The 22,417-nt window shown below is 66.5% G+C and carries 16 protein-coding genes; 3 read left to right on the plus strand and 13 right to left on the minus strand.

All coding sequences use genetic code 11. The annotated features are described in order from the left end of the window. Positions 1–7 precede the first annotated feature (7 nt). The 3 genes from PW843_06280 to PW843_06290 all read left to right on the plus strand — a co-directional run bounded on the left by PW843_06280 (position 8) and on the right by PW843_06290 (position 4,424). Positions 8–304 carry a hypothetical protein gene (locus tag PW843_06280; GenBank protein ID MDE1146219.1) on the plus strand — a complete coding sequence of 99 codons (297 nt, stop codon included), beginning with the start codon at positions 8–10 and terminating at the stop codon, positions 302–304. A gap of 458 nt (positions 305–762) precedes the next feature. Next, entirely contained in the window at positions 763–3,483 is a 2,721-nt protein-coding gene (locus tag PW843_06285) for a flagellar hook-basal body complex protein (protein ID MDE1146220.1), read from the plus strand. Between the two features lie 188 nt (positions 3,484–3,671). After that, entirely contained in the window at positions 3,672–4,424 is a 753-nt protein-coding gene (locus PW843_06290; GenBank protein MDE1146221.1) for a putative metalloprotease CJM1_0395 family protein, read from the plus strand. Positions 4,425–4,512: 88 nt separating this feature from the next. On the opposite strand, the gene PW843_06295 is transcribed toward PW843_06290, so the two are convergent. From PW843_06295 to PW843_06355, 13 genes are all read right to left on the minus strand, one after another. Then, entirely contained in the window at positions 4,513–4,863 is a 351-nt protein-coding gene (locus PW843_06295; protein MDE1146222.1) for a hypothetical protein, read from the minus strand. Positions 4,864–4,927: 64 nt separating this feature from the next. Continuing rightward, positions 4,928–5,098, minus strand: a complete 171-nt coding sequence (locus PW843_06300; protein MDE1146223.1) for a hypothetical protein — start codon at positions 5,096–5,098, stop codon at positions 4,928–4,930. 263 nt (positions 5,099–5,361) lie between these two features. Beyond that, complete coding sequence (locus PW843_06305) at positions 5,362–5,703, minus strand: hypothetical protein (protein ID MDE1146224.1); 342 nt, start codon at positions 5,701–5,703, stop codon at positions 5,362–5,364. A gap of 216 nt (positions 5,704–5,919) precedes the next feature. Continuing rightward, positions 5,920–6,660 (minus strand): hypothetical protein, encoded by a 741-nt coding sequence (locus tag PW843_06310; protein MDE1146225.1) that lies wholly within the window; start codon positions 6,658–6,660, stop codon positions 5,920–5,922. Positions 6,661–6,886: 226 nt separating this feature from the next. Next, positions 6,887–7,405, minus strand: coding sequence for a flagellar biosynthesis regulator FlaF (gene flaF / locus PW843_06315; GenBank protein MDE1146226.1), 519 nt, complete (start codon positions 7,403–7,405; stop codon positions 6,887–6,889). A 524-nt stretch (positions 7,406–7,929) separates the two neighbouring features. Further along, complete coding sequence (locus PW843_06320) at positions 7,930–9,141, minus strand: ABC transporter permease (protein ID MDE1146227.1); 1,212 nt, start codon at positions 9,139–9,141, stop codon at positions 7,930–7,932. A gap of 16 nt (positions 9,142–9,157) precedes the next feature. Next, positions 9,158–10,321 (minus strand): ABC transporter permease, encoded by a 1,164-nt coding sequence (locus PW843_06325; protein MDE1146228.1) that lies wholly within the window; start codon positions 10,319–10,321, stop codon positions 9,158–9,160. After that, positions 10,318–11,013, minus strand: a complete 696-nt coding sequence (locus PW843_06330; GenBank protein ID MDE1146229.1) for an ABC transporter ATP-binding protein — start codon at positions 11,011–11,013, stop codon at positions 10,318–10,320. The genes PW843_06325 and PW843_06330 overlap by 4 nt, the downstream gene beginning before the upstream one ends. Positions 11,014–11,068: 55 nt before the next feature. Further along, entirely contained in the window at positions 11,069–12,088 is a 1,020-nt protein-coding gene (locus PW843_06335) for an efflux RND transporter periplasmic adaptor subunit (GenBank protein MDE1146230.1), read from the minus strand. A gap of 403 nt (positions 12,089–12,491) precedes the next feature. Beyond that, a complete protein-coding gene (gene cysN, locus PW843_06340; GenBank protein MDE1146231.1) occupies positions 12,492–14,426 on the minus strand; it encodes a sulfate adenylyltransferase subunit CysN in 1,935 nt (644 codons plus the stop codon). Further along, positions 14,426–15,343: a sulfate adenylyltransferase subunit CysD gene (gene cysD / locus PW843_06345; protein MDE1146232.1), complete on the minus strand. Its 918-nt coding sequence runs from the start codon at positions 15,341–15,343 to the stop codon at positions 14,426–14,428. Before cysD ends, cysN begins: the two co-directional genes overlap by 1 nt. Positions 15,344–15,714: 371 nt before the next feature. Beyond that, positions 15,715–20,142 carry a CHASE domain-containing protein gene (locus PW843_06350; protein MDE1146233.1) on the minus strand — a complete coding sequence of 1,476 codons (4,428 nt, stop codon included), beginning with the start codon at positions 20,140–20,142 and terminating at the stop codon, positions 15,715–15,717. 107 nt (positions 20,143–20,249) lie between these two features. After that, positions 20,250–22,202, minus strand: a complete 1,953-nt coding sequence (locus tag PW843_06355) for a CocE/NonD family hydrolase (GenBank protein MDE1146234.1) — start codon at positions 22,200–22,202, stop codon at positions 20,250–20,252. Between the last annotated feature and the right edge of the window lie 215 nt (positions 22,203–22,417).

Consider the following 22,417-nt stretch of genomic DNA (forward strand, 5'->3'; position numbering starts at 1 on the left):
ATCACCCATGAACGCCTTCACCACCACCGAAGATTTCGTCGCCGCCGGCCTGTCCGCCAACGCCGGCCTGTCGGGCGGCATGAACGACGAGGCCCAGCGGGCCCGCCTGTTCGACCAGTTCAACGCCTATTGGGTCAACGCCGCCAGCGAAGGCGTCCCCTACGACACCATCGGCACCATGTCGGTGATGGCCTCCATCTACGGCATCCTGGCCAAGTACGGCAAGACCACCACCGCCGAATACCTGGAAATCATGGCCGAGAGCGTGCGCTCCGGCGAATTCTCGGTGCAGCCCAACGTCTGATACCCGGTCTCCCGCGCGTTAGGGCCTTGATCGGGCCCGCAGGAACCGACCAGGAAGGGCCGGATCAATCTCCCGACAAGGGCAGGTTGATCCGGCCTTCCTTGTTTCTGGGGCCCCGATTTCAAAGGACGACTTGGGAGGCCGACCGGGCAGAAACAGCCGGGCGGCCAGGGCCGGTAGGAAAAAACGCCCCATCCCGGCAGGTCTTGCCAGGCGGCATTTCCGGCCCTGCGGCAACGGCATCGACGTGGACGGTGGGCGCGAAAAATCATGCGGCGGGGGAATGGGCTTAAGGTCCGGCAACGCCGAATGAATCCAAGCACTTATGTAAGTGTATGTCTGGATTTTTCATATTCTTCAGGAAAGCTCGGGGCCGCGGGCAAAATCTTCGCAAACTGGCATCCATCTTGCTTTCCAGAACACGCAGATACGCAACCGCTCTTCTGGGAGCCAGCACCATGAGCATTTTCGGCTCGATGTCCGTCGGTATTTCCGGTTTGCAGGCGCAGTCCACCGCGCTCAGCAACGTTTCCGACAACATCGCCAACGCCCAGACGACGGGCTTCAAGCGCATCGACACATCGTTCGAATCCCTGGTCATCCAGGCCAACGCCAACAATTACCAGGCGGGCGGTGTGCAGGCGCGTCCCGACTATGTGAACAGCGTGTCGGGCACCATCTCGACCTCGGACACCGCGACCAACATCGCCATCCGCGGCAACGGCTTCTTCAGCGTCAGCAAGCTGACCACCGTCAATGGCGACACCACCGCCTCGACGGAGCGGTACTATACCCGCGACGGCAGCTTCGCGCTGAATTCCAACCGCATCCTGGTGAACAATTCCGGCTTCGCGCTGAACGGTTTCGCGTATGACTCGACGACGGGTCTGTACGCGACTTCCAGCACCCCGGTGCAGGTGACATCGGACATCGATAGCCCGGTGCCCACCAAGGAAATCGACCTGAAGGCCAACCTGCCGACCGATCCCAGCGGGGCCATCACGCCCACGCAGATCCAGGTCTATGACAGCGCCGGCACGGCCCATAACGTGAACCTGACCTGGCGCCAGGGCACGACCGACGGCACCTGGCAGTTGGGCGTCACCGCCGACGGCAGCCAGGGGTCCCAGCCCATCCAGTCGCTGCTCAGCACCGGCTTCCCCGCCGCGGTCAATGAATCCAGTTTGCTGGTCGGCAAGAACGACCGCGCCCAGGTCACCGATGTGACCTTCGCCACCGCCGCGACCTCGCCCCTGGTGGGCTTCAACATCGGCGACACCTATTCGGTGGTGGTGAACGGCACCACCTACAGCCAGAGCATCACCAGCGCCAACGCCGCGCAGTTCAGCTCGATGAAGGATGTCGCCCAGGCGATCGCCGACCAGGTCAACGGCGCCGACACCTCGGCCGGCGTGCTGGCGACCGTGACCACGACCGGCGCCCTGCGGCTGACGGCCAAGACGGCCGGCACGGCGTTCACGCTGGACCAGAGCGTCTCCGCCGGCGCCATCACCACCCATTCGGTGACCACGAACACCACGACGACCGGGTCGGCAACGGCGTCGGCCCAGCAGGCCTCCACCTTCGTCGGCACCACCATCAACATCGACGACGTCTATAAGATGACGGTGGCCGGCACCACGGTGTCGGTGACGGTGACGCCGCAGAACATCGGTTCACTGCAGAACATCTCCGGCGTGGCGCAGACCTTGGCGGCGCAGATCAACGCCAACGCCGGGCTGAACGCCAACTACGTCGCCTCCACCTCCAACGGCACGGTCACCGTGACCGCGCGGGCCTTGAACACGACCTTCACCATGGGCGCGTCGGTGAAGGACTCCGCCGGCCTGACCAACACGGCCACCCAATCGACCTACACCGGCAACGTCACCGGGTCGAAGGAGGTTGAGAAGATCAGTATCACCGGGCAACCGGGTGACGTTGGCACGACCTACAGCATGACCATCCAGTCGCCGTCGGCGAAGACGGTGGATCCGGTCCAGACGCTGAATGCGGGCGCGCCGACCACCTATACCTACGACTTCGCGTCGAAGTACCCGACGACGACGCCGGAGGTGGGGCAGCTGTACACGGTGACCCTGGGCACCTCGACCTACAATCTGCAGATGACCAATTCCAACATCGCGAACTATCCGGACGTGGCGTCGGTGGTGACCGACCTGGCGACCAAGATCGCGGCCGACACCAACTCGCCCTTCTCGGTGACTTCGGGCACCGGCGGTGTGCTGACCCTGCAGACGCGCCAGAACGATGCCACCCTGGCCACCACCCAGGTGCTGCCCACCAGCTTCTCCCAGGCCATCAGCTACACGACTGACGGTACCGAGACCAGCCTGAGCGACATCACCGGCAAGCTGGCCGCCAAGATCAACGCCGTCTCGGGCATCCCGGTGCAGGCGACGGCGTCGGGCGGCACCATCACCCTGACGGGCAACACCGACAGCTCCGCCTTCTATACCAGCATCCCGCAGGGGACCAGCACCGACACCCCTGGCGTGGTGGTGGGCAAGACGCCCGGCCACATCAACCTGACCTTCGGCGGCACGCTGTCCGATGGCACCACCGCTGCCGCCGGCACGCTGAGCCACATGGACACCGGCTCCGTCGGTACCGGCAACGCCACGGTCAGTGCCGACCAGAGCACGGACGCCACCGCGCAGGTCGGCTTCGATTTCGACTTCGGCTACGGCGCGCAGCACATCGTGCTGAACCTGGGCAACTTCGGTGAATCCTCAGGTTTGACGCAGTTCGACGGCACCAGCATCAACGTCACCTCCAAGGTGCAGGACGGCAGCCCGGCCGGCACCTTCCAAGACGTGCAGATCAACGCCGACGGTACCGTGCTGGCCAACTACGACAACGGCCGCCAGCGCACCATCGCCAAGGTTCCGATCGTGCTGTTCAACAACCCGGACGCGCTGGGCCGTTCCACCGGCAACGTGTTCACCGAAACGGTGGACAGCGGCAAGGCCCGCTTCAACGACACCGGCGTCAACGGTGCCGGCGACATCGCCTCCAGCAGCCTGGAAGGGTCCAACGTCGACATCGCGGATGAATTCACCCAGTTGATCGTGGCGCAGCGGTCCTACACCGCCAACACCAAGGTCATCACCACCGCCGACGACCTGCTTCAGGACACCATCAACCTGAAGCGCTAACGGTTTGGGATCGGTAAAGGCCCCCGGGTGCTGCTCATTGTCGCGGCCCCGGGGGTTTTCTTTTGTCTCAAGGGCTTGGGATGGGACTGTCCGTTTGCGTGGGCGTGCGGCACCGGGCTTTCCCTTGCGTCGGGCCCGGCTTGGTGCTGGAATATTTGCATTATTAATAATAATGCGATCTTGCTGGCATGTCCGCCACCGGTGGCATTTCCTCCGCGTCGTCCTTTTGGACGCGCAGCCTGGGCAGTTCCGCCGCGTCTGCAGCGGGGCAGGGGAAGGCCGCGTCCGGCAGTCAGGCCGCCGCCTCGTCCAACACGGCGACCCAAAGCGGGAACAGCAACGCCCCGGCCGGCAGCGGGACTGCGGCCGACGGGAGCAAGCTGACGGACGCGCAACGCCAGCAGGTCGATAAGCTGAAGTCCGTGGACCGTTCGGTCCGTGCGCATGAGGCGGCGCACAAGGCCGCCGGCGGCCCCTATGCCGGGTCGGCGACCTACACTTTTTCCACCGGTCCTGATGGACAGCACTACGCCACGGCGGGTGAGGTGTCGATCGACACCAGTGTGGTGCAGGGTGACCCACGCGCGACGATCAGCAAGCTGGAAACCGTCCGCCGTGCCGCCCTGGCGCCGGCGGATCCGTCAGGCCAGGACCGCGCCGTGGCGGCCCAAGCCGCCGCCGGCATCGCCGCCGCCCAGGCGCAAGAGGCCAAGCAGACGAATGCCAAGGATGATGGGGCCACGGACGGGAAGGGGGGCGGTGGGAATGCGGCCGACGCGTCCCCATCTCAAGGCTCCTCGGCGGGGGATGGCACAATTGGTGCCGGGGGCATCACCAATCGGCAGGGTGCGGCAGCCTATCGCAAGACCCAGGGGGCCGCGGACGCCAGCATCGTGCAGGCAGCACAAGCGGCGGCGCAACCGCTGGCCCTGGTCATTTGACGGCACCGGCCGGCGACAACACCTTCGCGGGGACAGCCGGGGCGACAACAGCCGCCGCCGGCTTTTCCCAGGTGCTTGACCTCCGCGGTCACTGGGCGGCGGCGTAACGCAAGGCGCAGATCTTGGTCGCCATGTCGGCCATCTTGGCGCCGCCCTGCTCCTTGGCCAGGGCGCCGGCCTCATCGCACTTGTGCTGGTCGATCAGGGCATCCACCCGCTGGGCCACGTTGGTCAGACGCGACTTGGTGGCATCGGTAATGCCCGTGGGCTCCGGGGCGCGTATGCCGATGCTGTTGGGAAAATTGAGCGGCGTATAGGTGGTGACGGGCGAAAAAGTGCTGTTCGGAACGGGAAGGCCGGTTGAACCGCCCTCGGCCGCGAGCGCGTTGCCCGAGAGGAAGAGCAGGGCGGCGACGGCAACACCGGTAAGCATCTTCATAAAGTATCTCCCATGGTGGGTTCGCGAGTGGTCGGCAGTCGCCCGAACACCCGCTGGGCGTTGGTCACTTTTGGTCGGAATAACGTAAGGCACAGATCTTGGTCGCCATGTCGGCCATGACGGCGCCGCCCTGGTCCCTGGCCAGGGTGCTGGCCTCATCGCACTTGCGCTGGTCGATCAAGGCATCCACCCGCTGGGCGACGTTGGTGAGACGCGATTTGGTGGCATCGGTCATGCCGTTGGGCCGCACGTATAAGAAACCTGGCGACGGCGAATTGCTTGGGGCCGGGAACATTTGAGCGCCGGCGCCACCAGAGCCCCAATAGGCGCCGCTGGCGAAGGCATGGCCTGCCGTCAGGGCTAGTGTGGTTGTGAAAACAACCATACGGATACCTGCTTTCACCGCTAACCTCCCTACTTTTCGCGATCCATCAGAAATTTGTCCGGATGAAATCCCCTGCTGGCTCTAAGCGCCGGCCAAGGGGGCGGCGACCCGGCTTACTCCGCCTTGGCGTAGCGCAAGGCGCAAATCCTGGCCGCAATGTCGGCCATTTTAGCGTTGCCGTCCCTTAGGGCCACCGCGCTGGCCTCATCACACTTATGTTGATCAATCAGGCCATCGACCTCGCGGCCGACCGTCAACAGATGACCTTTTTCCATCGGTGTGAGGGGCGCGCCGAATGCGGTCTCGCGGGGGGAGTAGCCGCCGTTGAGGCCGGGGTTGGCGGGATACGAAGGTGTTCCAACCGCGGGTTGGCTCGCCCCGGCCGGCGCCGCCATTGCGGGAGCCGCCAAGCTGGTCAGCATGAAGGACGCCAGAAGCCCAATCACCAATTTCATGCCCGATCTCCCTTTGAAATGACCGCCATGGCCACGTCTCGCCAGAGATAGTCAGCCGCACACAACCAGTAAGATGTGTCGATCATCACACTTATGCAGGCGTCCGCCAAGCCTTGAAGCGGCAATGGTGTCGCAGTTCCAGGCCGGCGGGCGGACAACAAAAAACCGGCCGCGAATACGGCCGGTTTCAGCAAGACGCCCCAACAAGACCAATGGTCAGCTGAACAGATTGATCATGTTGCCTAGCAGCTTCTGCGTACCGGTCTGGCCCGGCGTATAGCTCGCCATCGCGGTGAGGGAGTCCGACAGGGCGGTGGAGATGGCGGCGGCGCTGGCCGAGATGCTGGCCGTGGTGGAGGCCGCCGTGACGGTGGTGGTGTAATCCTTGGAATAGTCGCCGGCGGCGACCTGCACGCCGTAGTTCACCTTGTCGGTCAGCTTGGTGCCGGTGGCGCGGGATACCTTCAGCACATAGGTGCCGGCGTCCAGCGACTTGGTCCCGTCGATCATGTCGTTGTAGGCGGTGTTCAACGCCCCGGTGGTGGAATCGCTGTCGGCGATGACGGTACCGGTCTTGGTCATGACCTGCAGGCGCGCGGAGGTCGGATCCAGGTTGCCCAGGTTGATGATGGACGAACGTGAGAGCTTGAAGCTCATGTAATCGGCCTGGTCGCCGGCGGCCAGCGATCCGAAGGCATTCACGCGGGTCTGGCCCTTGGTCACCGTGCCGATGTCGGTGGCGGCAGGAACGGTGTTGTATTGGGACTTGGCGACCGACTTCGTGTAGTCCGTCGCCGTGCCGATGGCGCTGGACGACTGCGCCGAACCCTTGGCGTCCAGCGCGTCGTTCTGCGCCTTCAGCTTGGCCTGGATCGACGCCAGCTGCGCAAAGACGGCGGCATTGCTCGCGGCCGTGGTCGTGTTCTGAAGTAGCGAGGTCGCGGTGGAGCTGGTCACGGAGGGATATCCCTAATTCGCTGTCGATCCGGAACTTTCGTGATCCGATACGCGCTTGATCCGATGTTCGAAGGCCTGGAACCGAAACCGTGAGGCGGGGGTGGAACGGACCCATCACCCAATAGTTTGCAACAGTGTGAACGATAGAACGATAAAATGCAAGATAATCAGTGGGCGTTGCGGAAGGGGTTGAATTTTTCGCGCCCGCTTTTCCGCCGCGGCCCGTCTAAATCGATATGTTGAACTTTCCTACCCCACCGGCGGCCATTCCGGGCCGCGGCGCGACAGGCGCGGACGCCATGGCTGGCGCGCGCGCCGGCATCGCGGCGACGGGCTGTGGGGCGGTGCCCGGACGCGGGGCCTGGGCCCCGGCGGCGGGCGCGGTTTCGGCGGGGCGCTGGGACAGGCCGGCGGCGACGTTGCGGTTGATGTCGATCAGCTGGTCCAGCTTAGTCACGTCCAAGTCCCCTAGCCGCTCGAACGTTTGCCGGTCGACGATCAGCGAGAGCCGCAGGATGTTCTCCCGCAGGTCGCGGGGCAGGGGGCAATCGTCCTCCGCCATGGACGTCTGGAAGATGGTCCAGAGCCGCTGGTTCAGCGACAGCGCCTGGCGCAAGGGCTCCGGATCGCTGGGATTCTGGGCCGCCGCCATCAGCCGGCGTGCGGCTTCCGTCAGTCCCCAGGCTTCGATGTCGCGCGGACTGTCCGATGCGGGGCGGTGGGTGTATCCGGCCGAAGGCTTCATCAGAGCACGTGATCCCTGGCTAATTCGTTTCCAGTCGGACGGAAGTCCCGCATTTCCCGCCACGGGCGCCGCACCGTCGAAGGTACGGCTGACCGGGGGGACGCACGGGCGTCCTGCCGCTTTCCACAACCAAACCGGTGGGGGTCATCCGACACCCGCCCGGACCTGAAATCCCGAAGCCGTCCGCGTGGATGGCTTCCCAGCACCCCGTCCTACCCCCTCCTGCGTACCTCCGAATGGGCGCGGCAAGGGGGATGTATGCCTAGGGTGCGGAACTGCAAGTATCCCATACTCACCTTGGGTCAGCAAGGACACGCTGCCGGCTGGAAGCCGCCATCCGATCGGTCCGTTGCCACAGGACCGGTGGGGGAGACCCCGAACCTTCGCAATTGTGTTTAGGGCATAAAGGTAAAGATACCCTGAAGGCACCCTTCTCCACGGCCGGCCGCGGGGTTTCAGGCGGCGGGCAAGCGGGGTAGCGCTTTGGTGGGACAAGGCCGGCCCACAGGCCGGCACGCGGCTTGTCAGGGCGTGCCGTAGGCTTCCACGATGGGGACGCGGGCCGCGCGCCAGGCGGGGAAGAAGCCGCCGATGAAACCCACGATCAAGGCCAGGACGATGCCTTGCGCCGCCACGGCCGGCGTCAGGTGGAAGGTGAAGACCACCTGGGAGAAGCCGGACAGGGTGGAGGCGGTGAAGCCGTCGAACACCGCCCAGGTGACGATGGCCCCCAGCAAGCCGCCGACCAGCGACAGCGCCAGGCTTTCCAGTAGGGTGCCGACGAAGGATGAAAGGCCGCTGAACCCGATGCAGCGCAGGGTGGCGATCTCCTGCGCCCGCGCCGCGACCGAGCTGTACATGGTGTTGAGCGCGCCGGCCAGGGCGCCCAGGGCCATGGCGATGGCCAGGGGCCAGCCCAGCTTCTGGATCAGGTCGCTGGTGCGGCTGGCCTGCTGGGCGTAGTAGGCGGCCTCCGTGCTGACATCCAGCTTCAGCTGTGGGTCGTTGGCGACGTAATCCTTCAGGGCGGCCAGGGCATCCGGCCCGGTCAGGCGGGCGCGGATGGACTGGAAGACGTTCTGGCGGTGGAACAGGTCCTGCACCACCGGCGTGTCCCCCCACATCTCGGACTCAAAGACGCTGCCGTCCAACTCAAACACGCCCACCACCACCCAGCTGCTGTTGCCCAGATGGACGGTGTTGCCCAGGTTCATGCCCACGAAGTCGCGCTCCAGGGCACGGCCCACCATCAGTTCGTTGGTGCCGGGGGCGAACGCGCGCCCTTCCACGATCTTCAGGCCGGGGCGCGATGCGATGCCGGCGGGGCCCAGGCCGCGCAGGCTGACGTTGCCCTTGGCCGCCTTCTTCAGGTTACCGTCCGCCGGCACGGCCGATTTCTTGATGGCGTCAACGATGACGTACAGCTCGGGCGAGACCACGGCCTTGCCGTCGGGCCCGCGCGCCACGCCCGGCGCCTCCTCGATCAGGCGGGCCTGGTCGCGGGAAACGCCGCTGTTCAGTTCGGCCTCGGCGCCGGCGCGCAGCAGCATGGCAACGTCGCTGGCGCCGCTGCCCCGCATGGTGCGCTGGAACCCGGCGGCCATGGCCAGGAAGGACAGCAGCACCGTCACCACCAGGGCCACCGCCACCACGGTGGAGAGGGAGGACCAGAAACGCTGGGGGATGCTTTTCAGGCAGATGGTGGTCACCGCCACGATCTCGTTCAGCAAACGCATGACCGGTTCTTCCCCTTCAGAGGCGGCCCAGGGCCGTGACGATGTTGAGGCGCAGGGCCGTCAGCGCCGGCACGAAGCCGGTGGCCAGACCCAGCAGCAGCATGAAACCCACGCCCAGGCCGGCCACCGGCGCCGTCAGCATCATGGGGGGGAATGAGCCCTCCACCGCCTTGCTGAGCCCGCGCAGCAGCACGGACGCCACCAGCAGGGCCGGCAGGCCGCCCAGCAGCGCCAGCAGGACGGATTCCCCCAGCACCTGCCGCCAGATGCGCCACGACGGGAAGCCCAGGGTCTTCAGGACGGCGATCTCCTTGGTGCGTTCGCGCACCGCCATCACCATGGTGTTGCCCACGATCATCAGGATGGTGGCGAAGGCCGCCCCCACCACCAGGGTGATGATCAGGGCGATGTTGCCCAGCTGGGCCAGGAAGGCCTTGCCGAACGCCTTTTCCGTGCCGGTGTTGGTCTCGGAGGGGGAGTTGGCGAACAGGGCGTCGATGGTGTCCGACACCTTTTCGTTCAGGGTGGCGCTGTCCGTCTGCAGGATCATCCAGCCCACGGTGTCCTTGCCCCAGCTTCGGCTTTCATTGAGGTTTTCGTAGGGGAGCAGGACGACGGCGGGGTTCGAACTCGCCTTGACCGGGTGGATGATGCCGGCCACCGTCAGTTCCCAGGTGTGGGTGTTGTCGCTTTTGTTGGTGAGGATGTTGGAGTTGAGGGGAATGCGGTCGCCCACCTTCCAGCCGTACTTGTTGGCGATGGTTTCGCCCACCAGCATGCTGTTGCGGTCGTGCAGGAAGGTGTCGCGGGCGGCCGCGTCCACCGCCATGGTGTCGCGATACATGTCCAGGTAGCTTTCCGGATCGACGGCGAAGGTGCCGATCTGGTTGCGCGGATCCTGGTAATAGCCGCCGAACCAGCTGGCGTGGGTCACCTGCTTCACCCCCTTCACCGCCGCCACCTTGGCGACATAGGCGAAGGGCAGGGGCTGGATGAAGGTGATCTTGTTGGTCACCACCAGCCGGTTGTCGGCGGCGGCGTCCAGGCCGGCGTTGAAGGCGTAGTTGACGCTGGCCAGCACGCCGTAGATGAGGAAGGCCACGAAGATGGCCAGCATCATCAGGAAGGTGCGCAGCTTGCGCCGGAACAGGTTGCGCCACAGCAGGTAGAGGTCGCTCATGCCACCAGTTCCCGTTCGGTGAAGCGGCCCTTGTCCAGGTGCAGGGTGCGCCGGGCATATTTCGCCGCCTCCGGATCGTGGGTGACCATGACGATGGTCTTGCCCATTTCCCGGTTCAGCAGTTGCAGCATGGCCAGGATCTCGTCCGCCGTGCTGCGGTCCAGGTCGCCGGTGGGCTCGTCGCACAGCAGCAGCTTGGGGTCGGAGATCAGGGCGCGGGCGATGGCCACGCGCTGCTGCTGGCCGCCCGACATCTCGCGTGGGTAATGGCTGGCGCGCTCGGCCAGGCCCACCAGGCTCAAGGCCGCCTCCACCCGCCGCTTGCGCTCCGCCCGTCCGAAGGAGGTCAGCAGCAGGGGCAGTTCCACGTTGCGCGCCGCCGACAGGGTGGGCATCAGGTTATAGAACTGGAAGATGAACCCCACATTGTGGGCCCGCCAGCGCGCCAGCTGCCCCTCGTTCAGGGCGTCCACGCGGCTGCCGTCGAAGGTGATGGCACCTTCCGTCGGCTGGTCGATGCCGCCCAGCAGGTTCAGCAGCGTGGTCTTGCCCGACCCGCTGGGCCCCATCACCGCCACGAAGTCGCCGACCGGGATGGTCAGGCCCAGATGGTCGAAGATGGTGATGGTGTCCTTGCCCTTGATGAAGCGTTTGGAGACGTCCTGAAGCTGGATCAGAGTCTGGCCGCTCATGGCCTGTGGCTCCCATGGCTGTGGCAAGGAAATGGATGGGGGCGTCTTTCGGTGCTCAGGTGCCCTTGCGGTCTTCCTGGAAGGTCACCTTGGCCGCCATGTTGGGCAGGATGCGGGGATCCTTGGTGCGGATGATCACGCGCACCTTGATGGTCGCCTTTTCCCGGCTGGCAGTGGGGATGATGGCCAGCACCTCCGCCGGCACCTTCCAGTCCGGATAGGCGTCCAGCACGGCGGTGACCGGCTGCCCGGGGTGGACGCGGGCGATGTTGGCCTCGTTCACCTCTACCTCGAATTCCAGGCTGTCCATGTCCACCAGGGTGCAGACGCCGGTGCGGGTGAAGCCGCCGGCGGACAAGGGGGAGATGATCTCCCCCGGCTGGGCGTTCTTTTCCGTCACCACGCCGGTGAAGGGGGCCCGCACCTGGTGGCGGTCCAGCATCTCCGCGTCATAGGCCACGGTCACCCGGGCGGCGTTGACGTCGGCCTTGGCCTTGATCAGTTGCGCCCGCAGGCCGGCGGCCCGGGCGTCGGCCTTGATCAGGTCGGCCTCGCTGGAATAATGGTTGCCGGTCAGGGTGCGGGTGCGCTCCAGCGTCTTTTCCGCGTCCACCAGGTCGGCCTGGGTGACGTTCACCGCCGCCTCCGCCGAGGCCTGGCGGGCGCGTTCCCGATCCAGGTCGTTGCGGGCCAGCACGTCGTCCAGCCGGGCCAGCACCTGGCCCTTCTGCACCAGCATGCCCTCCTGGACCAATACCTCCTGCACCCGGCCGGTGATGTCGGCGGAAACGGTGGCGACCCGCCGGGCCACCACATAGCCGGAGCCGGTCAGGCCGCCACCGCGCACGACGGGATCCGGCGGTGCCGCTGGGCCGGACTGCGGCGGGGCCGCGGACACGGGGGCGGACGCTGCGGTTTGCCCGCCATCGGCAGGTGGTTTACGAAGGTCCAGCACGCCGCTGAACCAGGCGATGGCGCCCGCGATGGCCACCACCAGCACCCCACCACCCAAGCCCAGGATCAGCGGGCGCGCGCCGCCCTTTGCCGGCGCCGGTTGCGCCCGGTTGATGGTCATGGATCGCAAAAGTTCGACTTTGTCCTGATGCACCCTTGCCCCCCGACTGGTGTCACCTGACCGCCCGATATCGCTACCATCATAGCGTGCGCGGCGTGCTTTAACCACAAATGGTTGACCGATCGGACAACCGCAGGGTAGGTCCGCTTGAGCTCGGGCGGCGTGGGGCCAATTTGGGGAAAGGTTTCGGGGCACAAAAGCGAAGGGCCGGCGGATCGCTCCGGCCGGCCCTTCGTTCATGGGATATACCAGCGGCATAAGGCTGAGCCTTATGCCGCTGTAGGACGCGACCGCGTCCGCCGCAGGTTTCCGGGGAGCGTTAGCGGACTGGAAACCGAGGAAGCCCAAGCCCGCGGATGCGGGCGCCCGGCGCCTGAGGGCAAATGCTGCTGAAAAACCTCAATCAGATGGCGGCGCCGTCCACCAGGTCGGCATCCTCGTCAAAGCGCGACAGCAGCGTGAAGATGTGGTTGGCCGCCTGTTCGGCGGTCATGGCCTGGGTGTCGATGCGCACGTCGGGCGATTCCGGCGGCTCATAGGCGCTGTCGATGCCGGTGAAGTTGGGCAGCTTGCCGCTGCGCGCCTTGGCGTACAGGCCCTTCACGTCGCGTTCCTCGGCCACCGCCAGGGGGGTGTCGACGAACACCTCCAGGAACTCGCCCGGGCCCAGCAGCTCGCGCGCCAGCCGCCGTTCCGCCCGGTAGGGGGAGATGAAAGAGACCAGGACGATCAATCCTGATTCCACCATCAGCTTGGACACCTCCGCCACGCGGCGAATGTTCTCCACCCGGTCGGCGTCGGTGAAGCCCAGGTCGCGGTTCAGGCCGTGGCGGACGTTGTCGCCGTCCAGCAGCATGGTGTGGCGGCCGTGGGCGTGCAGCTTCTTTTCCACCAGGTTGGCGATGGTGGACTTGCCCGCACCCGACAGGCCGGTGAACCACAGCACGCGGGGCCGCTGGCCCTTCATCTGCGAGCGGGCGCGCTTGTCCACGTCCAGCACTTGCCATGGCACGGTGCGCACGATGGCGGAGCGGATGAGGCCGGCGGCCACCGTCTCATTGGTCAGCCGGTCGATCAGGATGAAACCGCCGGTATCGCGGTTGTTGCGGTAGACATCGAAGGCCACCGCCTGGTCCAGGCTGAGGGTGACCAGCCCGACCTCGTTCAGGGCCAGGGTCTTGGCCGCCAGCTGTTCCAGGGTGTTGACGTTGATCTTGTGCTTCAGCGTCGCCACCGTGGCCGGCACCGACTTGGCGCCCAGCTTCAGGATGTAGGGACGGCCCGGCAGTAGCGGCGCTTCCGACATCCAGACCAGCGTGGCCTCCATCTGGTCGGCCGCCTCGACCGCCTCATCCAGGGACGACAGGACGTCGCCGCGGCTGATGTCGATCTCATCCGCCAGGGTCAGGGTGACCGACTGGCCGGCGACCGCCACCTCCAGGTCGCCGTCCTGGGTGACGATGCGCGCCACCCGGCTTTCCTGGCCGGAGGGCAATACGCGGATCAGGTCGCCCGGGCGCACGGTGCCGGCGGCGATGGTGCCGGCGTAGCCGCGGAAGTCCAGGTTGGGGCGGTTGACCCACTGCACCGGCAGGCGGAAGGGGTGGTTGGCGCGGCTGTCCGACACCTCCACCGTTTCCAGGTGGCCGATCAGGGTCGGCCCCTGATACCAGGGCATGGCGTCGGTCAGGGTGGTGACGTTGTCGCCCTTCAGGGCCGACAGGGGAATGGCCTGGATGTCCGTCAGGTCCAGCTGCCGGGCGAAGGCGCGGTATTCCGCTTCCACCCGCGCGAACACCGCCGGGTCATAGCCCATCAGGTCCATCTTGTTGACGGCCAGGACGATCTTGCGGATGCCCAGCAGGGACACCAGGAAGCTGTGGCGCCGCGTCTGCGGCAGCACGCCCTTGCGCGCGTCGATCAGGATGATGGCCAGGTCGGCGGTGGAGGCGCCGGTGACCATGTTGCGCGTGTACTGTTCATGGCCGGGGGTGTCGGCCACGATGAACTTGCGCCGGTCGGTGCTGAAGAAACGATAGGCGACATCGATGGTGATGCCCTGTTCACGCTCCGCCGACAGGCCGTCGACCAGCAGGGCGAAATCCAGGTCGCCACCTTGCGTGCCGACCTTGCGGCTGTCGGCCTCCAGCGCCGCCAGCTGGTCCTCGAACAGCATCTTGCTGTCGTACAGCATGCGGCCTATCAGGGTGCTCTTGCCGTCGTCGACGCTGCCGCAGGTGATGAAGCGCAACAGGCTCTTGGATTGCTGGGCTTCCAGGTAGCGCTCGATCTCGCTCACGCCAGCCTCCCCAGAGGCGGACAGGGTATCCGGGGCCATCAGAAGTACCCTTCCTGCTTCTTCTGCTCCATGGAGGCGCCGCCGTCGCGGTCGATGACGCGGCCCTGGCGTTCCGATGTGCGGGCCAGCAGCATCTCGCGGATGATGGCCGGCAGGCTGTCGGCGTCGCTGTCGAAGGCGCCGGTCAGGGGGTAGCAGCCCAGGGTGCGGAAGCGCACGCGGCGCTGCTGCGGCACCTCGCCCGGCTTCAGGGGCATGCGGTCGTCATCCACCATGATCAGGGCGCCGTCACGCTCCACCACCGGGCGTTCGGCGGCAAAGTACAGCGGCACGATGGGGATGTTTTCCAGGTAGATGTATTCCCAGATGTCCAGCTCGGTCCAATTGGACAGGGGGAAGACGCGGATGCTTTCGCCCTTGTTCTTGCGGGCGTTGTACAGCTGCCAAAGTTCGGGGCGCTGGTTCTTGGGGTCCCAGCGGTGCTGGTCGGTGCGGAAGCTGAAGATGCGCTCCTTGGCGCGGCTCTTCTCCTCGTCACGGCGCGCGCCACCGAAGGCCGCGTCAAAGCCGTAGCGGTCCAGCGCTTGCTTCAGCGCCTCCGTCTTCATCACCTGGGTGTGGATGGCGGAGCCGTGGGTGAAGGGGCCGATGCCGCGGGCCAGGCCTTCGGGGTTGGTGTGGACCAGCAGGTCCAGGCCCAGATCCGCCACGCGCTGGTCGCGGAAGGCGATCATCTCGCGGAACTTCCAGGTGGTGTCCACGTGCAGCAGGGGGAAGGGCGGTTTGGCCGGGTAAAAGGCCTTCATCGCCAGGTGCAGCATCACCGCGCTGTCCTTGCCGATGGAATACATCATCACCGGGTTCTGCGTTTCCGCCACCACTTCCCGCAGGATGTGGATGCTTTCCGCCTCCAACCGCTGCAGGTGCGTCAATCGCGAGGGGGCGATCGTGCCCACAGTCAGGGCGGCCGGAAGGGGGGAAGGGGTCTTGATGATGCTGTCCAACACTGCCGCGTCTTTCACGTCTATCGCTCTTCCGTCACGCAAACGCACTCAAAGGCCAAGCCGTTCCCGAATATGTCCCCGGGGGTGGGAACATAGGTCCCAGATTAGTACGCCCGCCGTTGCACGCCAAACGCTTACCCGCGCTGTCGCGGTTTTCCATAAAACCCTGTCAAGCGACGTATAACGGAAACTTTCACAGCGGGCTTTGCGTTTATGGAATTGCTGCGGCCGCGAAAATTACCTAAGGGTGCGACCCGTTAATAACTTCCAATTTATGTATAATTTCTTAACATCTTTGGCGTTATGGGAAACAAACAATTATATCAATGATCTAGATCCAGGAAACGGGCGCCCAGGGCGTTCCAGGATTGGGGCCCGATGACAGCCACCAGTTTTCCCGCCGTCAGCGCCTGGTCGATGTCGCCGGCGTCGCAGGCGGCCTGAAGATGCCGCGCCGCGTTTTCCAGGCGCCGTAATCCACAGTTCCCGGATGTGGAAAGCAGGTCGTGGGCCTCCCACCGCAGGGCGTCCAGGTCCAGGTCGGGGCCGGCGGCGGTCAATGCCGCCACCCGCGCCACCCGACTCCCGCCATTCTCCACGAAATTCTGAATCAGGCCCTGGAAGGCCGGCCCCCCGGCCACCGCCTCCAGCTTCGCCAGCACCCCGGTATCCAGCAGGGGCGGGTCGTCCGCTTCCGGTTCCGGCATGGCCCCGTCTTCCGCATCCGCGGGGGGAAGGGCGCCTTGGGAAACGGCGGTCGACCAGTGCGCCACCGCCTCCAGCATCTGGGATTGGCGGAAGGGCTTGTAGACGCAGTCATCCATGCCCACCGCCGCGTATTCATCGCTCATCCCCACCATGGCGTTGGCGGTCATGGCCAGGATGGGGGTGCGGGGCCGGCCGGCGGACACCTCCGCCTCGCGGATGCGGCGGGTGGCCTCCACCCCGTCCATCACCGGCATCTGCACGTCCATCAGCACGATGTCGAAATGGTCACGCTCGCAGGCCGTGACCGCCTGCATGCCGTCCTCCGCCAAGGCCACGGTATAACCGGCCTTGCGCAGCATCAGGGCGGCGACCGCCTGGTTGGTGGGGTTGTCCTCCACCAGCAGGACGCGGCGACCGCCGCCGTCGGCCGGTGCGGCGGGAAGGTCGGGGGCGCAGGGCGGCACCAGGCAGCCGAAGGCCCGCGCCACCGCCTCGTTCAGCGGCAGGCGGCGCACCGGCTTGGGCAGCACGGCGTCATAGCGGACCTCGGTGCCGTCATGGTCGCCCTCGACGGAACTGACCAGGATGATGCGCACGTCGGCGAAGCGGGGATCGGCACGCACCCGTGCCGCCAACTCCGGCCCGTTGAGCCCCGGCATGCGGTGGTCCACCAGCAGCACGTCGAAGGGATCGGCGCTGCCGACAGCCTCTTCCAGGCGGGCCTGCGCCGCCTCGCCGTCCGCCGCCTCTTCCACCCGCAGGCCCAGGTCGAAGGACAGGTTGTGGGTCAGGATCAGCCGGTTCATCGCCAAATCGTCCACCACCAGGGCATGGCGGCCGCGCACGCTTTCCAGCGATATCCGCGGGGCCGTGGCCGCCTCCGCCGGCGGCAGCGGCACCTCGAACCAGAAGGTGGAGCCCTGGCCGGGCGTGCTGTCCACGCCGATGTCGCCGCCCATCAGATCCACCAGTTCGCGACAAATAGCCAGGCCCAGGCCGGTGCCGCCGAAGCGCCGGGTGACCGAGGCGTCCGCCTGGGAGAACTTCAGGAACAGGCGCTGCACCTGATCGTCGGCCAGGCCGATGCCGGTGTCCTGCACGGTGAAACGCAGGCGCCGGGCATTGGGCGTGGCGGCGGGCAGGCAGGTGACCACGACGCTGACCCAGCCCTGCTCGGTGAACTTCACGGCGTTGCCGGCCAGGTTCAGCAGGATCTGGCGCAGGCGGGTGGGGTCGCCGTACCAATGCCGCCGCGCCTCCTCCACCACCAGGACGCCCATCTCTATGCCCTTGTCGCGGGCGCGGGGCGCCAGGATGGCGGCCACCCCTTCCATCAGGTCGCCCAAATCGAAGGACAGGCTTTCCAGCTCCACCTTGCCGGCCTCGAGCTTGGAGATGTCGAGGATGTCGTTGATCACGCCCAGCAGGGCGTCGGCGCTGTCGCGGATCGTCTCGGCATAGGCCCGCTGCTCCACCGTCAGGCCGGGCGTGTCCAGCAGCAGCTGGACCATGCCCACCACCCCGTTCATGGGCGTGCGCACCTCATGGCTCATATTGGCCAGGAAGTCGTTCTTGGCGCGGTTGGCCTCTTCCGCCCGGCGTTTCTCCGCCGCCAGGGCGCGGGCGCTTTCGCGGGCGACGGTGACGTCCCAATTCACGCCCACGATCTTCCACGGCCGGCCGGCGGCATCGCGTTCCAGCAGGCCGTTGACCTTGATGTGGCGGATGCTGCCGTCGGGGCGGTGGATGCGGAATTCGGTGTCCAGCGCGCTTTCGCCCCGGATCACCGCCTGGATTTCCGCCCGCATGCGGCCCAGATCATCCGGATGGCAGCGCGACTGCCAGAGGCTGAAAACCTGCTGGCGGGGCGTGGCCGGATCCACGCCATAGATCTGGAACATATAGGCGTCCCACACCAGGGTGTTGGTCGCCAGGTCGTGTTCCCAGACGCCGATGCCGCCGGATTGGGTGGCCAGCGCCAGGCGGTCGCCGGTGGCCATCAGCTTTTCGTTGATGGCGCTCAGCTCCTGGGTCATGCCTTCGGCGATGGCCGTGGCCCGGGCGCGCACCAGGTGCAGGTTGGCGGTCAGGGCCGCCAGCATCAGGGCGATGAAGGCCAGGCTGGCCGCCGCCTCCGCCGCCCCCGCCTGGCCGGCGGAGGCGAAGGCCGGCGCGCGCGTCCAGGCCAGCGTCAGGGTGCGCCCACCTTCCTCCACCCGGCTGACCTGCTCAAACCCGGCGGCGTCCGCCGACAGCACCTGGGTGGGCAACACCGGCGTCGGGGCGGACGGCGTCAGCCCCAGGCGGGCGGCCAACCGATCCTCTTCGGCATTGGGGGTGAGGGTACGGTACAGCAGCGCGTCGGGGCGGATCTCCGCGCCGTCAAACACGGCCACGTCCACCTCATCCACCATGCCGCGCAGGGCCTCGCGGAAGAACACCTCCGATATGAAGGGGGCGTAGATCCAGCACAGCAGCGCCTGGCGCCGCTGAATGGGGCTGTCCAACGGCCGGCCGGGCGCATAGACGGGGATGAAATAAAGGAAACCGAACCGCCGCTGGGCGTCCTGCACCAGGGTGATCCGTTTGGTCAGCGTGGGCTCGCCCGTGTCGCGGGCGCGGGCGGCCGCCTGGCGCCGGCCGGCCTCCGTCGCCACATTCAGGCCCAGGGCGGCGGCGTTGGTCGCCACCGGCTCGACATAGGTGATGATGTCGTACTCGGGCGCGTCGACCACCCGGTCGGTGTCGGTGCCCGGCGGCGGGGCCGCGGACTTCAGGGCGAAATCCGGCACCCCCTCCGCCCGCGCTTTCTGGATGAAACGGTCGAGGTCCGCTTCGGCCACCGGATAGACCACGCCGATACCGTTCACGCCGGGATAGCGGCCATCGATATTGATGGTCTGCGCGAAGGCGCGCCACTGCTCCCGCCCCACGGGCAGGCCGGTGGCATAAAGGGCGGCACCCGCCTGCAGGGCGTTGGTGTAGGCCAGCATCCGTTCGTGGATGCGGCCCATGGCGCTGTCGACCAGCTTGGCCACGTGCGCCTCGTCCCGCGACCGGGCGATGTCGGCGCGGTCCAGGAACACGCCGGCGGCAATGGCGCAGCCCACCAGGAAAACGATGGAGCCCAGGCGCATGGACTGGGCCGGAATATCGGAAAAGACGATGGCGGCCAGCGCGAAGGTGGCCAGCATGGCCTGCACGTTCAGCAGGCCCTGGTTCAGCCCGGCATCGATGAAGGGCCCGGTGCCGGACGTGGTGCCGATGACGAAGACCACGGCCGCCACCAAGACCACCAGGTTGGCCCCCAGGGCGCCGTAGCGATGGGCGGCCAGCAGGATGGCGGGGTACAGCAGGAAGATGCCCAGGACGGCGCCGGATCCCAGGGCCTGCTGGGCCTGGGGCACGAAGGACAGGCCCAGGGCCAGGGCTGTCAGGGCCAGCACCGGCAGCAGGCTGCCCGGCAGCGTGGCCCACAGGCGCGCGGGGGCGTAGTCGCGGGCATCGGCGTCGCGCAGGGAAATGGCGACGGCGTTGATGATCAGGATGCCCAGCGCGTCGCCGGTCCACCAGGTCAGCCAGACGCCGCTGAGGTTCACGTCCCAGGAAAGATTGCCGGCCACCAGCAGGCTGGTGACCCCGATGGTGGCGCTGGCGACCGGGGCGATGATGGCGGCGACGCCGTGGGCGGCGGCCCTTGAGACCTGCAGACGCTCCCGGTCGACACTGTCGATGCGGGCGAACAGCAGGGCGCCGATGACGGCTTCGGCCGTGTTGCCCACGGCGATGAAGGCCGCCGTCAACGGCCCCACGTCGGGCGTCAGCGCGTTGGCGGCGAAGGCGCCCAGCAGGACGAAGGGCCAGGACGGGATGCCGAACACCAGCAGGCCCGCCACCGCCAGGCCCGACGCCGGCCACACCGGGCTGGCGCTGTCATTGACGCTGGCCAGGACCAGGCCCAGCCGGGCGGTGCCCAGGTAAAGCAAGGCCAGCAGGATGATCCTGACGCACGTCTTCAGGGCATGCCCTGCCGGTTGACCCATCACGCCGCCCGTTCCTCCGCCGGGCGCGTGTCGAACGCGCCGCCCGTTAGCGAAGTCTAACGGGACGGCGCGTCCGAATGAAAGCGGCACGATGAAGCGACCGGAAATTACTCCACCGGCACCACGGGCAGGTCGATGAAGCTGGCCTGCGCACCCTGGTGGTAGATGCGCTGCGTCGCCTTGGCGTAGTCGCCGGGCTTGGCGAAGAAGATATTGTCCACGAAAGTCTGCGGGTTGCGGTCATAGAGCGGGAACCAGCTGGACTGGATCTGCACCATGACGCGATGGCCCGGCAGGAAGACGTGGTTGGCGTTGGGCAGTTCGAAGCGATAGCGCTGGACCTTGTTCGCCGGGATGGCGGTCGGGTGTTCCAGGCTGTCGCGGTAGCGGCCGCGGAAGATGTCCATGCCGATGCCCAGCTGATAGCCGCCCATCTCCGGCTGCGACGGCACCTCGTCCGGGTAGACGTCGATCAGCTTGACCACCCAGTCGCTGTCGGTGCCCGAGGTGCTGGCGTACAGGTTCACCACCGGCGCGCCGCTGATCTTCATGGGCTGGGTCAGCACCTCGCTGGTGTAGACCAGCACATCGGTGCGGTCGGCCACGGCGCGCTGGTCGGTCACCAGCCAGCGCTTCCAGGCATCACCGTCGCGGAAGCGCACGGGGCGGGGGGTGAAGGGCACGGGCTTGGCCGGGTCGGAGACATACTCGTCATAGGCCGGGCCGCCCTTGGCGGGTGCGGTGAAGCCCAGGCCCTGGCCGGCCTCAAGGTACAGCGGCTTGGGCGTGCTGGCGCAACCGGTGGCGCAGGATGTGGGCCAGCGGTTCAGATGCCGCCAGACGTTGGTGCCGCTTTCATAGACCAGCACCGGCGGGGTGTCGGCCTTGGGCGCGCCGTCCTTCAGATGTTCGTTCAGGAAAGGCAGCATGGTGTTCTGGCGGAAGTCCAGGGCGGTGTCGCCCGCGAACTTCAGCGGCCCCAGGGTGCTGCCGTCGTAATTGACGCCGCTGTGCCGCCACGGGCCCAGCACCAGGTAGTTCAGGTTGTTGTTGGTGTCCTTGGGCTCGATCGCCTCATAGGTGTGGACCGCGCCATACATGTCCTCCTGGTCCCACAGGCTGGCGACGATCATGGTCGGCACGGTGGGCGTGCGGGCGGCCAGGATCACGTCCAGCGCCTGGTTCTGCCAGTAGGCGTCATAGGCCGGGTGTTCGCTGAGCTTGTGCCAGTAGGGCAGCTGGTCCAGGTGGTACTTGTGGGCGAAGTCGCCGGCGGATCCCGCCTCCAGGAAGGTCTGGTAGTCGTCATAGGCGCCGCGCGGGATGGCCTCGCCGGAGCCCTTCACCGTGGTCTGGCCCTGGAAATAGTCGAAATTGGTCTGGCGGAAGGCGCCGTTGTGGAACCAGTCGTCGCCCTTCCAGCCATCGACCATCGGGCTCATGGGCACGGCGGCCTTCAGGGCCGGGTGCGGGTTGGCCAGCGCCATCAGCACCGTGAACCCTTCGTAGGAGGATCCCACCATGCCGACCTTGCCGTTGCTTTCCGGCAGGTTCTTCACCAGCCAGTCGATGGTGTCGTAGGCGTCGGTGGCGTGGTCCACGTCGGTGTTGTTCAGCGGCCCGCGCAACGGCCGGGTCATGACGTAGTCGCCTTCGGAGCCGTACTTGCCCCGGATGTCCTGGAAGACGCGGATGTAGCCTTCCTCGACAAAGCTTTCATCGCCCTGCGCCAGCGTCGCCACCATGTGCGGGCTGACGGAGCGCTTGGCCCGGTTGGTGGCATTGTAGGGGGTGCGGGTCAGCATGATGGGGGCGCCCTTGGCACCCTTCGGGATGACGATGACGGTGTGCAGCTTCACGCCGTCCCGCATGGGGATCATGACGTCGCGCTTGACGTAATCCGCCCCCTCGATGGTCGAGTCCACGCTGGCCGGGATGTCCGGCGCCATATAGGGCGTCATCGGCGCCGGTGCCGTCTGCGCCAGCGCCGTGGTCGCCATCAGCAGGCCGGCACCCAGGGCGCACCCCGCGCGGCGCAGGCCCCGGGCCCGCTTCGTCATGCCCAATCCCATCCAAAAATCCCCTTTGCCTGTTCCATCAAATTGCCCGTTCCAGGGGCCCGATGGTCGCGGGCGCCTGGAACGTAGTTGGGCTGAACGATAACGGGGAGGACGCGTGCGTCAAACGACCTTCGGTAACGGAAGTGTTACAACGCCGGTCGCGTTGAATCCTTAAGTAGAGTTATTCCGCACCGATGCGCGTCATGATATTGTTG

Source organism: Azospirillaceae bacterium (genome assembly GCA_028283825.1).
Taxonomy (GTDB): domain Bacteria; phylum Pseudomonadota; class Alphaproteobacteria; order Azospirillales; family Azospirillaceae; genus Nitrospirillum.